This is a genomic window from Clostridium cibarium, assembly GCF_014836335.1.
GTDB lineage: Bacteria > Bacillota > Clostridia > Clostridiales > Clostridiaceae > Clostridium > Clostridium cibarium.
In genome coordinates this window covers 1-14,431 of record NZ_JACSRA010000028.1, presented here as the reverse complement: position 1 = coordinate 14,431, position 14,431 = coordinate 1, and the positions used below count along the sequence as shown (strand labels likewise).

Genomic DNA, 14,431 nt, shown 5'->3' with positions numbered 1-14,431 from the left:
TCCAGTCTTTTTCACATTCATCACGCTACCTCCATAATAATTATAAAATCTTATTATATTATACCCTATGAATATATGAATATTCTAGATTTATTAACAATATTTATAATAATGTTAACTATACAGTCTTGACTACAACCTTCAATCTATTTAAATTGATTAGTTTCTCTGTTATATATACGTCCAGTACTCTCTAGTTTTTGTGCAATCTCACTTTCTGTTACCCCAATATCTTCACAAAGTTCTTCTATGGAACTAAAATTATCTCTAAGCTTTAAATTTAATATACTCAATAAAATATCAGGATCCATCGAAAATAACGAATCTCTATTCATATTTTTTTCCTCCTTATAATTACAAAAACTTACTTTTCATATTATTATCGTTTATTAATTTATTAACTTTATTTAATATAATTCTTTTTTATTTGATGTATAAGCTATATTAACTTTTCTATATATAATTATTCTTCATCATCATAAAAATCTAAAAATGAATATTTTACCTCATCCTTTTCCCATCCAAGTATTGAATCCATACTTACATTAGATGCAGACTTAAATATTGATTTGTCAACTCCATCAAACTTTGTTTTTAATTCTTTTATAAGTTCTTTTATTTCATATCTCTTATTTCCTATTTTCTTAGCTGCAATCATACATGCACAGTTTAATGGCCAAATACCACTATAATTTATAAATCTCTTTATGGCCTCTTCTTCCACATAATATAATGGTCTTATAAGTTCTAGATTTTCAAAATTCTTAGCTTTAAGCTTTGGAAGCATAGTTTTAAAATTGCCTGCATAAAGTACATTTAATAGAGTAGTTTCTATTACATCATTATAATGATGTCCTAAAGCTAATTTATTACAACCAAGTTCCTTTGCCTTTGCATATAATGATCCTCTTCTCATCCTTGCACATAAATAACATGGATAATCTTTAGCCATTTTATCAACTACACCAAATATTCCTGAATCATATATTTGTGCATTAATATTTAAATACTCTAAGTTATCTTTTAAAAGTTCTTTTATTTGTGGATGATATCCTGGATCCATTGCAATAAATTCTAATTCAAAGTTAACTTGACCATGTCTTTGCAATTCTTGAAATAATTTTGCCATAAGTATGCTATCCTTACCACCAGAAATAGCAACTGCAATTTTGTCGCCTTCTTCTACCAAGTTATACTCTTTTATAGCCTTTACAAACTTTGACCATATTGGCTTTCTATATCTTTTAACAATACTTCTTTCTATTTCTTTAAGGGGCTTTTTGTCTTCTTCCGGAATTAACCTTTCACACCCTTGACCTGCTATATTACTCATATTAACACCTCATTTTCAAATGATATTATACCATCATAATATATAAAATTAAACAATTCATATTTTAATTATATCATTTATGAATAGTTTCTCACGTTTGCCATAATATACATGAAGAATATGTGAATAAATCCCTATTTTATTGACTAACATTATCTAAAAACTTAAAATAATTATTGATAGGTAAATAACACTTAATCTAGGAGGGATATGATGAAAAAAATATCAACTAAAATTATTGTAACTATTGTATCATTTTGTGTACTAACTTCAATAGTAATAACAACCGCAACAACCTTAGTAAATAAAAGCACACTAAAAAGTGAAGCGGAAACAAATCTGACGCAAACGACAAAAAACCTATCAAAAACTGTAAATGAAGGTCTTATAACAACTAAAGATAATGTTCAAATTATAAGTAAGTTATTAACAAATACCTTAGACCTATCTAAAGTCAACGTAAACGATGACACATATATTAATACTTACATTGAATCACTAAATCCATTTATAAAAGAATTAACATATAGTCAATCAAATTTATTAGGAATAGCCATAATAGTAAATCCTGAGATTACAAATACAGCTCATCAACTTATCTATGAAAGAAAAATTGGTGATAAAGACGTAAATAGACTAAACAAATTTACAAAAGATCAATTTTATCAAAGTAATCCTGACATGAGTTGGTATTATACTCCTATTAACAACAAATCTGCAATATGGAGTGACCCTCATACAGATAGTAGTTCTGCTAGTATGAGAATGTCTTATACTGAACCAATATACATAAATAATCAACTAATTGGTGTGGTTGCTGTTGATTTATTCTTTGATAATTATAAGGATATGATAAACAACATAAGTATATATGATAAAGGACACGCATCATTATTAAATAAAAATGGACAATACTTGGTGGATAAAAAATATTCTCAGGAAGATAATATAAAAAGTGCTTTAGGAGATTCTATTGATATAGATTCTAAAGATGATGGAATTCAATACTATACAAGTAATGGCACTAATTCTGTACTAGCTTATACTAAATTAGCTAATGGCAATGTAATGATTGTAAGTGCTGACGAAAGTGATATTTTCAAGGATGTAAACAAAAATATTCTTATATCTCTTATTATAACTATAATTGTTTGTATAATAATTTCTATAGTGGCTTATTTTATAGGAAATATGATAAGCAATCCTATTAAATTTATTACAAAACTTGTCAATACTACATCTGATTTAGATTTACGAGAAGATACTAAATATCTTAAAATACACAAATTCAAAGATGAAACAGGAATAATAGGAAAATCTGTTATTAATTTAAGAGAAGTTATTAGAGAAACAATTAGTAATATTAGAGGTTGCTCTAGCGAAACCTACAATCAATCAAATAAACTAAGTCTAATAACCGATGACTTACAAGGATCAGTAAATTCAATTGATAAAGCTATTTTAGAATTAGCAAATGGTGCTGAAGCTCAAGCTAATGATGCACAACTTGGATCTCAAAAACTTGAAGAATTATCTGACAAAATTGAAAACATTCTAGAAATAGCAAAAAGCTTTAATTATAACTTTGATAAAGCAAAAGCACAAAATAATAGTGCTATAAACTCAATAGATAATTTAGTTGGAAAAGTACAAGAAAACAACAATATTTCTAAGAAAACTAACGAAAGTGTAAATGAATTATCTAACAAATCTCTTTTAATAGGCAATATTACTTCAACAATAAATAATATATCTGAACAAACGAATCTACTTGCTCTTAATGCTGCCATAGAAGCTGCTAGAGCTGGTGAGGCTGGAAAAGGTTTTGGAGTTGTTGCTGAGGAAATACGAGTACTTTCTGAACAAACTGCTGAATCTACAAAAATGATAGAATCAATAATAAATGAGATAAGTTCAGAAATTATTAAAACTCAAGATAATATGAATAAATCAACCTCTACAATTCTCGAAGTAAATACTACAATGAACGAATCTAAGATGACCTTTAATTCAATGAAAGATTCTTTTGACACTATGTCTAATGAAGTTAACAATTTACTTACTAACATTAATGAAATTAAAGAAAGCAAGGAATCTGCATTATCAGCAATTCACGGCATAACTGCAATATGTGAAGAATATGTTGCCTCAACTGAAGAAATATCTGCAACAGTACATGAACAATTAGAATCTGTTCATAATGTAAAAAATTCTTCTGACGAATTAAAAGTATTAGTTAACAAATTAGAAGAAATGATTTCAAAATTTATTATTAAGTAAAAAAAACTGTCTCATTAAAATGAGACAGTTTTTCCCCCTATATAGTTTTATTATTTCCTTTTTCTTCTTTATAATCATTTATTAATGATTTCCCTAAGAACTTATTTAAATTATGTTTCTAAATCCTTTTTATACTTTCAAAATTCTGCTATCTAAACTTCATTTTTTAAATTAGAAATTATTTTAGACATAGTACTTTGCATAAATGAAATCTCGTCTTCATCCATCCCAACGGTAGCAGACCTCATAATTTTTTCACTTATACATTCGAATATATCTGAATTGTTTCTATATCTGTTAGTTAAGGATAATACCCATGCTCTGCCATCTGTTGGATGTGGTGATTTCCTTATATATCCCTTTTCAATAAGTCTATTTACCACCGCCGATACAGTTGGCTTATCCATATCTAACATCTCTGCTATATTTACTGCAGTGCTAAAATTATTATCTTCACTATGTATATCCATATATTTCAACACACAGAACTGCACTGATGTAAGCTCATAAGGTTCTAGTTCTTTATTTAACCTTTTCTTAACTAGTTTGGAACATAAATTTAATTCATATCCTATATTCATTTTTCTCCCACCATTTGTTTATAACACTATATAGGGTAACAGTATAATTATCATTTGCAGTAGTTTAAAATCTCCCATTCTACTTATCCAAATTAACTGTTTACATAGAAATTATAACCTATACCAAATAAAAATGTAAATTAATAATCTCATCAATTATTTACTATTTACTATAAACATATAAAAAGCTATCTGGAATATAAGCTGATTACTTTTCATCCAAATAGCTCCTTATCATATAGCCTGTACTAATTTTTACAATTACATATTAGTCCAAGTTCCATTTCGATATATCATACTTCCTTTAAGCATTAGCCCTCTGCTATTACTAGCTGGATATTGATTCCTCTTGTCTGTAAATATTACTAATGGATTTGTAAAACTACTGTCTACCTTATAGCTATACAAATTACCTTCAACTTTTGTCATCTTTATCCCTGGCCATGAAGCATTCTCTTTTACTGTTCCATTGTTTTCTTCATAAACATATACATATGGTTCTCCCCATCCTGATGGCAATTCTATATATGCCACATTATCTGTATTAACATCAGGTATATAACTATGCCAATTACCATTTTCATATATCATCGATCCTGATAGTTTTAAACCAGAAGCTCCTTGGTATGGACATTGTTGATTCTTATCTGTAAATATTACTAATGGATTCGTGAAACTACTATCTACTACATAGCTATATATATCATCTTTAACCCTAGTCATTTTAACACCTGGCCATGAAGCATTATTTTTTACTGTTCCATTATTCTCTTCATAAACATATGCATATGGTTCTCCCCATCCCGCTGGTAATTTTATATATGCAGTATGTTTGCTTATAGGCTCCTTAGTCTTTGTAAAAGTATAAGTTTTAGAACTTATTTCTTTCCCATTTAAATCTTTACCGTATAATGTTATAGTTACATTTTCGCCATACTGCTTTTCGGCACCAATTTTTATTATTTTACCATCAGAATAACTTACTCTTTCTTTACCATCAATTGAATAATATGATTCTGATGTGTATTTTGCATTTAGCATTACATCTAATGTATTTGTGCTAAAACTTGTACTTTCTGGAGAAGCAGAAACTGAAGCCACTTTTATATCAGATGGATTATAGAAAACTGCTGTTTTTCCAGAATCTATCTGTAAATTAATATATCCATTTGAAACTGTAGCTGTTCTTCCTGATACTTGATCCTTATACTGTCCATCTTTTAAGTTAGTTTGAAGTCTACCATTATATCCACCATCCAAATTAACTATTACAATACCATCGCTTCCACGTTCAATTCCTATTGTATTATTATTTATTTGTCTTACATACTCACTCTTACCAATCATAGCGTTACGGAATTTATTTACTGCTACAACTTCTGGATCCTTCCAATCATCAGTTGAAACTCCAATTGGTCCTTCTAATTTTCCTTCACTATTATATCCGTCAAACTTTGGTCTAGCAAAAAATAAAGGAACTCCTTTAGCTCTTGCAGCAATTATTGAATAACCTTTTCTTATTTGCCAATTGTTAACTGGTCTTGTGCCACCTTGATCTCTCTTATTATTATCAGAATTAGCATAAGTGTCATGAGTTTCTACATAAGTAACTATCTTATCTGCTTGTACTCCATCTGGCACTTGATAATTTACTAAATCTGTAAATAAATTATGATTACAAACAGCACCTCTAACAACTCTGCTGTAAGTATCTCCGTTAGTCCCCATTAGTGCAGCATAACCTAAATAATTATCTCCAGTATCTTGTAATATTTCTCCATAAACAAAGGCACTAGAATTTTTTGATCTTATAGCATTAAGTATTGTAGGCCAAAAATCTCCACCAAAGTTACCATCATTAGGAAGTTCTATATGCTTAGCTGTATCAAATCTAAATCCATCAGCCCCTGAATCCATACAATCATCCAAATAACTTATAATCATATTTTGAACATCTTTACTTTGAGTATTGTAATCAGCAAGTCCTAGTACTTCTTTCTGAGTAAGAGCCCATCTATTTTGCCATTCACCATCTCCAATTATTCCATTATGATGAAATAAATTATAATTATTCATTATTGAAGGATCCACACTTTCCCTGTGTCCAGATACATGATTTGCCACAATATCAACTATTATCTTTATACCATACTTGTGTGCTTCAGCTGTCATAGCTTTAAATTCTTCTTTTGATCCAACTATATAATTACCAATTTTATTATAAGTAGGCTGGTAAGTATTTTCCCACTCCCATGTATGCTGTTTTGGCCCTTGATAACATGTTTGTATAGGTGAAACTTGAATGCTTGAGTACCCGCAATCGGCTATTTCTTTCATTCTTTCTCTTATTGTATTAAAACTCCAACTGAAAGCATGAAGTATAGTACCGTCTTGTGTTCTATTTGCAAGTCCATAATTATTAACATCACTAGTTGCTTTAGCCTCTATATTTTCAGAATTAACAGCAGCACTTGCCTCCTTGGCAACGTTTCCAAAAGATAGCCCACTAGCAACAGCAATAGTCAATATTAAACTAGTTAGTCTTTTTCTTAATCTTATCATATTCCCATCTCCTTATATATAAATTATTAAGGCAGCAACTCTAGCATTAACTTAGATTTTTTCTTCAACCCCCTTCCTAAATAAGTTTAGTGCAATCGTTTGCATTTTGGGTTCCATGACTTATGCTTATTAATTATAAAAATAAGTTCAACATTTATATTTAACAGCTAATGCATTTATTAAATCGCTCTACCTTATCTTTACTTTACATAATTTCTTTGTTCTATTCAATATATTTTTGATAAAAATTTACTTTTTGTAATTTCTTACAAAAAATAAGTTTTTATCATGCTATGAAGTTAGCTATAAATTATTTTTAATTTTATAAATTAATTCTTTATACTCTTCATCACTTAGATATGTTTTTTGAGGATTCATAGTAAATGTTCCTCCATAATCAGGTCCACCTTCATATTTAGGTACAATATGAAAATGTAGATGCTTCATATTATCAGCAAAAGCTCCATAATTGACTTTTTTAGGCAAAAATGCGTTATGTAATGCCTGTCCAACAGTAGCTATATCTTTAGCAAAACTATTTCTTTCTTCCTCTGTTAGTTCAAACATTTCACTTTTATGTCCCTTAAAGGCTATTAAACATCTTCCTCTATATGTTTGCTCCTTAAATAAATATAGAATTGATGCTTCTAATTCACAAATTTCAATCATAATATCTGTAAGTCTTTGATCTTTTACACAATAAAAACACTCTTTATCAAAACTCATTTTATCTCCTCCTAGTTATATAAATTTATACTTAAAATATAGCAATTTGATTATACTACTTTGTACAATTTAATTCCACAATGTGTATTTTTTAACAATGTAAAAATAATACAGATTCTGTTGCAATCCTCAGTACATTTAATATATTTCAAGTACAATTCCTGAAAGAATTAAATTGTTAATATATTAAATTTATTGTATAATTTAGAAGTGCAATTACTTAAAAGGAGAACTTTAACAGTGTTAAATTTTATTTTTTTCTTATTGATGTTGATATTACTTTTTCCTTTAATGCATTATAACATTACTCCAACTGGATATTATGAGGAAATTTTTAAAACTCTCTGTAGCATTTGCTTTGTTTGCTGTTCTTTCTTTAGTTTTAGAAAATGCCCCACAAACAAAAAATATTTTTCTTTGATGTTTATAGGATTAATTTTTTGTTTGTTTGGGGACATATTTTTATCTTTTCCCGGTGAAACAGTATTTATTTCAGGCGTAGGCAGCTTTGCCATAGGTCATATATTCTTTATTTTAGGATTTATTTATCTAACATCTATATCATTAAAAGATTTAATAATGTATTTTATTTTAATTACTTTAGCTGTATCATTTATTACTAGCAAAAGTGGTTTTCATTTTCAAGGCATGTTACCCCTTGTTTTAATTTATACTTCAATAATTCTTTTTATGCTTACAAAATCTTTTTCCTTATTAAAGCTGAGAAAAGGAAATAAACTTGGAACATACCTTACTATATCTGGCACCACTCTGTTTTTTATTTCTGATTTTATTTTATTATTTGTTATATATTATACAGAATGTCCACATATATTTAGTGCTATTAATCTTTTTGTATATTATATTGGTCAAGGATTATTATCACTTAGTTTCATAGGTGATTTTAAATCAAAATAAAAAGCAAAAGATAGAACTACCTTAGCCATCTTTTGCTTTTCGTTTTATAAAATTTCATAAACTTATAATTTTTCTTTATTAATTAATTTTTCAATAGCAATTTCTATACGCTTATTACGTGTCTCTTCTCTTTTTGCCGAATATACCCAATTAACATACTTCTTTTTATTAGAAAATGATAGTTCATTCCAGAATTCCAAAGCTTCCTTTTCACTATCAATTTTTTCTTTAAATTCTTCTGGTATTTCAACTACTCTTTCTTCTTCATCTTTTTCAACAGTAACTAAAATTCTATCACCAATATCTTTATTGATTTTATTTCTTATTTCCTTTGTAATGCCTATTATGTGACATTCTGTTCCCATTTTAACAATTGACCCTCTATAAGGTGTATCATCAAAAGTTGCTTTAACCTTTACCCTCTTTGCCCCATACACTTCCTCTACATTAAATGGAATTTCTACATAAGCCCCGCCTCTACCAATTACTTCTTTAATTTCTGCTTCGAACCTCTCCATATGTCTTTTTCCTTTCATCTTTAGTTGTATTTTAATTAAATTTCAATAACTATTCTGTCAGTATAATTTACTTTGCATTTCCCCCCTTTTTTTAGTTTTCCAAATAATATTTCTTCAACTAACAATGGCTTTATCTCAGCATCTATTATTCTACTAATTTCTCTAGCACCATATTCTTCACTAATTCCTTTTTCTTCAATGTAAGATATACAAGTTTTTGATATAGACAATTCAATTCCTTTACCCTCTAACTTCTCACTTAATAGTTTGAATTGTTTTCTTACAATCTTAGCTGCCATATCTTTGTCAATGGTATTAAAAATAACAACTTTAGTTAACCTATTTCTAAACTCTGGTGTAAATGTTCTTTTAACTGCATCATTTATTATATCTGAATTTATATGCCTCTCTCCGAAACCAATAAGGCTTTTATTAATGTTACTTGCTCCAGCATTCGATGTCATAATTAAAATAACATTTCTAAAATCAGTTTTTCTCCCCTTATTATCTGTAAGAGTAGCATAATCCATAACTTGAAGTAAAATATTAAAGATATCTCCATGAGCTTTTTCAATCTCATCTAAAAGTAACACACAGTGAGGATTTTTTCTAACTGCATCTGTTAGTAATCCACCTTCTTCATAACCAACATACCCTGCTGGTGCCCCAATTAACTTTGCTACTGTGTGCTTTTCTACATATTCACTCATATCAAATCTTATTAATTCTATATCCAAGGTTTTGGCAAGCTCTTTAGCAATTTCAGTTTTTCCAACTCCAGTAGGTCCAACAAAAAGCATACTTGCTACTGGTTTATTATCCTCATTTAATCCTGCTCTAGATAATTTAACTGCATTTACAACCTTATCGATAGCTTCATTTTGTCCAAATACTTGTGATTTAAGCTTCTTTTCCACATTAGATAACTTTTTAATTTCATCACCTTCAACAGTTTGTTTTGGAACATTACATATCTTTGATAAGACCTCTTCAATGAGTTTTTTATCTACTGTTTGAACCTTTTTTTCTATTGGATTAAGAACCCTATATGCTCCTGCCTCATCTATTAAGTCTATAGCCTTATCTGGTAAATATCTCTCATTAATATACTTATCACTAAGCTTTACTGCGTGTTCAATTGTACCTTTACTGTATTTAACGTTATGGTAATCCTCATAGTAATGTATTAATCCATTTAAAATTTCAATCGTTTCTTCTATTGAAGGTTCTTTAACATCAATATTTTGAAATCTTCTAGTTAAACTTTTACTATTTGCAAAGTGTTTATTATACTCCTCGTAGGTAGTAGCTCCAATAAATCTAATTTTTCCTGCTGCTAAATAAGGTTTTAACATATTAGATACATCAAAAGATCCACCACCAATTGATCCTGCTCCCACAATATTATGAACTTCATCTATATAGATAATTGGATTTTTTTCTTTAGCTACCCCATCCATAATCATCTTAAATCTTTTTTCGAAATCTCCTCTATATTGAGTTCCTGCAAGCATTCCTCCTAAATCTATAGAAAATACCTTTGCATTTTTTAACTTTTCCGGAACTTTGCCTTCATTTATAAGCTTTACTAAACCATTTGTTATTGCAGTTTTTCCAACCCCTGCTTCTCCTATATGAATAGGATTATTTTTATATTTTCTACAAAGTATTTGCATAGTTCTTTTAAGTTCTGCTTCTCTCCCTATAAGAGGGGTATTTTCTTCAACTATATCATTTAAGCAGGTAACATACTGTCTCCAGCTTGAATCCACATTTTCTTTTTTATCTACTTCTACTTTTTTAGATTCTTCTTCCTGCTTAAAATCTATTTCACACATTTCATAAAGCAAATTAGTCCTCTCTATTCCTTGTGAAGATATGTAATAAACTGCATGACTATCCCTTAAATTCATTACACCTGATAATATATGGATAAGTTCAATTTCATCTTTCCCTGATGAAGTTGCTTGTAAACTTCCATATGATAATACTTCATTTAATCCATGACTAACTATAGGTTCTTCTACATCTATCTTATCTATGTTCTCCCCTAAATAAGTTTCCAAATCTACTCTAAGTTTTTCAACATCTCCACCGCAACTTTTAAAGCATTCAATAAATGTATTATTAAATGTAATTATATATAAAAGATGCTCTGGAGTAATATACTCATGTTTTTTTGCCTTAGCAAAACTTATCATCTTACCAAGTATCTCATTTACTATTCTAGAATATTTCATTACTAGTCCTCCTACACTTCTTCTACCTTTATTCTAAAAGGATAACCTTCCTGCCTTGATAGTGATATAGCTATATCAGCTTTTGTTTTAGCTATATCATAAGAGTATATTCCTACCACTGCTTTTCCACCTTTATGTACACTCATCATAATTTGCACTGCCTCTTCTTCGCTTTTTTTAAATATATTAATCAATATATAAACTACGAACTCCATAGGTGTAAAATCGTCATTATACATTACTACTTTGTATTTTTTAGGTTCCCTAACTTTAACTTTATTCTTTTCTTTTATTGATGTACCAGTTGCCATTTATGCCCTCCCTAAAAATATTTATCTATTATTATTTATATTATAACAAAAAAACAGCAAGACATAACTCACTGCTTTTCTTATTTATATTTTTAATTAACAAGTATAGCTTACTATACCATATGATAACACTCCTTTATGGTAATATTCTTATATGGTAATATTCTTAAGAATATGCTGATAACTTGGGCCTTTACAGGTTATCTGTCTTCAAGAATATTATAACTTTACTAGTTTCCTTCACTTCAAATATATTTAATAACATATAATTTAATGACATACTTTCTTAAGGATTTAAAATCCATAATAAAAAATTTATTATTGGGTAATATACTTGAGGAGGTGGATTTATGTTAGTAAAAGATATAATGTCAAAAGATGTAGTAAGCTTAGATTCAAAAGACTCTATTGAAAGAGCAGCTCAAATGATGAAACAATTTGATGTAGGTTCAATACCTGTATGCAATGAAAAAAGATTAGTTGGCATAATTACAGATAGAGATATTACATTAAACTCTGTTGCATCTGGTAAAAATCCAACTGAACAACAAATCTCTGATGTTATGACTTCACATCTTATTACAGGAAATCCTAATATGGATGTTCAAGATGTAGCCAAAATAATGAGCAGAGAGCAAATAAGAAGATTGCCTATTGTTGAAAACAATAGCCTTGTTGGAATGATATCCCTTGGTGATATTTCAGTTGAACCAGCACTTCAACACAATGCAGAAGATGCTCTTAGTAGTATTTCAGAACCAGGCACAAACAATCATTTTTAAAACACAAAAGAGTCAGTTCATATTAACTGACTCTTAAAGACTATATTAATCTTTTTTATATACTTTCTTATTGTGCTTTGTTTTACCGTTATTTGATTTTCTCTCCTTCTCCTGTTGGCTTTTGCAAGAAGGATCTTTTTTTTCGCTCATAAAATATTCCTCCTAATAAAAATCTCTACATTACTATTATCTACAATATAGAAATTATAATTCACTAAATTTAAAAGGTATTATTTATAAGCATTTCTTAATAACTCTATCTCTTTTGCATACCCTTCAAGTTCATTAGGTGTTTCAAGGAAAAATGGTAGATTTCTTAACTTTGGATGATTAATTATTCTTGTAATTGCTTCAATTCCAATTGATCCTTCTCCAATTTTTTCATGCCTATCTTTATGACTTTCAAAAGGATTCTTACTATCATTTAAATGAATTGCACATAGTCTATCTAATCCTATTATCCTATCAAACTCATCTAATACACCATCTAAATTATTAACAATATCATATCCAGCATCGTATACATGACATGTATCTAAACATACTCCTAAATGATCTTTTAACTCAACTCTATTAATTATCTCACCTATCTCTTCAAATGTTCTACCAACCTCTGTTCCTTTTCCAGCCATAGTTTCTAACAATACTTTTGTGGTTTGTTCAGGCTTAATAACAGAATTTAATAAATCCACTATATAACTTATTCCAACTTCCACTCCTTGTTTAACATGACTTCCAGGATGAAAGTTATAGAGATTATTAGGTAAATATTCCATTCTCTCTAAATCATCTGCCATCATCTCTCTAGCAAATTCCCTTGTTCTCTCATCTGCTGAACATGCATTTAATGTATAAGGAGCATGGGCTAAAAGGGTAGCGAAGCAATTTTCTTTTAATAGCTTTAATAATGCATTAACATCACTTTCATCTATTTCTTTGGCCTTACCACCTCTTGGATTACGAGTAAAAAATTGAAATGTATTAGCACCAATTTCAAGAGCTTCTTTTCCCATGTTTTCAAATCCTTTGGTAGTTGATAAATGACATCCTATATTTAACATTTAATTATCCTCCATATTTTATCTTACATAAATAATACTATTAAGAATAAAATACTTCAATAGATATTTTTTATTTACTAAAAATAATTATTTGTTAATTCAACTATTTAACATTGATTTCAACATATCTATCATGCTTTGACGTTGTTTATTAACTTGTGCAAAAAGACTTTGAGTTACTTGCATTAACACATTGCTTCTTGAATAATCTAGCATTTCCTTTGCCATATCAGCATCTCTTATTCTAGATTCTGCTTCTGTTAAATTTTCAGCATAGTTTTCTAAATTATCTGCTATATATTCTAATCTATTTTGCACGGCACCAAGCTTTGCTCTTTTCATTGATATTTGATCTATTGCATTTTGAATTGGTTTAATTGCTTTCATAGCATCCTCTTGTGTTGCAATACTTACATCCTTTAATCCGATAACTGTTGTGTTCATTATTCCCAAATCTATTTCCAAAGTTTGTCCTGCATTAGCTCCAATTTGAAGAACAAATTTATTACTTCCACTACCATTTTTCTCTTTAAATAAAGGATTTGTATTAAATTCAGTTTGATCTCCTATTGTATTAATTTCACTTAAAAGTTGATTAAATTCTTCAGCTAAAGCTTTTCTATCCTTATCATTGTAAGTTCCATTTGAACTTTGAGTTGCTAATTCATTTAACCTCTGTAAAATATTCTGAACAGTTGAAAGCGCACCATCTGCTGTCTGTACCATCGAAATGCCATCTTGCACATTTCTCTCTGCTGCATTTAATCCTCTTATTTGTGCTCTCATCCTCTCAGATATAGCTAACCCTGCTGGATCATCTGCCGCACTATTTATTCTCAATCCAGAAGAAAGTCTTTCCATAGATCTATTCAAATTTGATTGGTGAATCCCCATTTGTCTCCATAACCCTAACCCAAACACACTCCAGTTACTATTCATATTATTCCCTTCTTTGTTTTATTTTTACTAACTATTTTATTATCGTCAATTTATTTTTTTTCTTTAAATAAAAATCTAATAATTTATTTTTCCGTATTTAGGTCAATCGAGTAGGAGGTAGATAATTATTTTATCTACCGACCTCTCACACCACCGTACGTACCGTTCGGTATACGGCGG

13 protein-coding genes are annotated in these 14,431 nt (G+C 29.0%); 3 read left to right on the top strand and 10 right to left on the bottom strand.

Annotation, left to right across the window (positions count from 1 at the left end; all coding sequences use genetic code 11):
- Positions 1-146: 146 nt before the first annotated feature.
- Both H9661_RS15480 and H9661_RS15475 read right to left on the bottom strand, forming a co-directional pair.
- Complete coding sequence (locus H9661_RS15480) at positions 147-335, bottom strand: DUF4250 domain-containing protein (protein ID WP_143316248.1); 189 nt, start codon at positions 333-335, stop codon at positions 147-149.
- A 128-nt stretch (positions 336-463) separates the two neighbouring features.
- Positions 464-1,333 (bottom strand): tRNA 2-thiocytidine biosynthesis TtcA family protein, encoded by an 870-nt coding sequence (locus H9661_RS15475; protein ID WP_143316247.1) that lies wholly within the window; start codon positions 1,331-1,333, stop codon positions 464-466.
- A 213-nt stretch (positions 1,334-1,546) separates the two neighbouring features.
- Between H9661_RS15475 and H9661_RS15470 the strand changes: the two genes are divergently transcribed.
- Complete coding sequence (locus tag H9661_RS15470) at positions 1,547-3,613, top strand: methyl-accepting chemotaxis protein (protein ID WP_143316246.1); 2,067 nt, start codon at positions 1,547-1,549, stop codon at positions 3,611-3,613.
- Between the two features lie 152 nt (positions 3,614-3,765).
- Here H9661_RS15470 and H9661_RS15465 read toward each other — a convergent pair whose 3' ends face one another.
- From H9661_RS15465 to H9661_RS15455, 3 genes are all read right to left on the bottom strand, one after another.
- Positions 3,766-4,194 (bottom strand): MarR family winged helix-turn-helix transcriptional regulator, encoded by a 429-nt coding sequence (locus tag H9661_RS15465; protein WP_143316245.1) that lies wholly within the window; start codon positions 4,192-4,194, stop codon positions 3,766-3,768.
- Between the two features lie 261 nt (positions 4,195-4,455).
- Positions 4,456-6,756: a starch-binding protein gene (locus H9661_RS15460; protein WP_143316244.1), complete on the bottom strand. Its 2,301-nt coding sequence runs from the start codon at positions 6,754-6,756 to the stop codon at positions 4,456-4,458.
- Between the two features lie 303 nt (positions 6,757-7,059).
- Positions 7,060-7,482: an HIT family protein gene (locus H9661_RS15455; RefSeq protein ID WP_143316243.1), complete on the bottom strand. Its 423-nt coding sequence runs from the start codon at positions 7,480-7,482 to the stop codon at positions 7,060-7,062.
- A 267-nt stretch (positions 7,483-7,749) separates the two neighbouring features.
- Here H9661_RS15455 and H9661_RS20100 point away from each other — a divergent pair, with 267 nt between their 5' ends.
- Positions 7,750-8,400: a lysoplasmalogenase gene (locus H9661_RS20100; protein WP_423738990.1), complete on the top strand. Its 651-nt coding sequence runs from the start codon at positions 7,750-7,752 to the stop codon at positions 8,398-8,400.
- A 62-nt stretch (positions 8,401-8,462) separates the two neighbouring features.
- On the opposite strand, the gene H9661_RS15445 is transcribed toward H9661_RS20100, so the two are convergent.
- From H9661_RS15445 to H9661_RS15435, 3 genes are read right to left on the bottom strand one after another with little or no spacing between them, the layout of a single operon-like run.
- The gene (locus H9661_RS15445) at positions 8,463-8,918 is read right to left on the bottom strand and encodes a YdeI/OmpD-associated family protein (protein WP_143316241.1); all 456 of its coding nucleotides are present in this window, start codon (positions 8,916-8,918) and stop codon (positions 8,463-8,465) included.
- A gap of 35 nt (positions 8,919-8,953) precedes the next feature.
- Entirely contained in the window at positions 8,954-11,158 is a 2,205-nt protein-coding gene (gene clpA / locus H9661_RS15440) for an ATP-dependent Clp protease ATP-binding subunit ClpA (protein WP_191769636.1), read from the bottom strand.
- A gap of 11 nt (positions 11,159-11,169) precedes the next feature.
- Positions 11,170-11,469: an ATP-dependent Clp protease adaptor ClpS gene (locus H9661_RS15435; RefSeq protein WP_143316239.1), complete on the bottom strand. Its 300-nt coding sequence runs from the start codon at positions 11,467-11,469 to the stop codon at positions 11,170-11,172.
- A 350-nt stretch (positions 11,470-11,819) separates the two neighbouring features.
- On the opposite strand from H9661_RS15435, the gene H9661_RS15430 reads away from it, so the two are divergent.
- Complete coding sequence (locus tag H9661_RS15430; protein WP_143316238.1) at positions 11,820-12,251, top strand: CBS domain-containing protein; 432 nt, start codon at positions 11,820-11,822, stop codon at positions 12,249-12,251.
- Between the two features lie 230 nt (positions 12,252-12,481).
- Here H9661_RS15430 and H9661_RS15425 read toward each other — a convergent pair whose 3' ends face one another.
- Together H9661_RS15425 and H9661_RS15420 are read right to left on the bottom strand one after the other, a co-directional pair.
- Entirely contained in the window at positions 12,482-13,312 is an 831-nt protein-coding gene (locus H9661_RS15425) for a deoxyribonuclease IV (protein ID WP_143316237.1), read from the bottom strand.
- A 99-nt stretch (positions 13,313-13,411) separates the two neighbouring features.
- Positions 13,412-14,251, bottom strand: a complete 840-nt coding sequence (locus tag H9661_RS15420; protein WP_143316236.1) for a flagellin N-terminal helical domain-containing protein — start codon at positions 14,249-14,251, stop codon at positions 13,412-13,414.
- Positions 14,252-14,431: the final 180 nt, after the last annotated feature.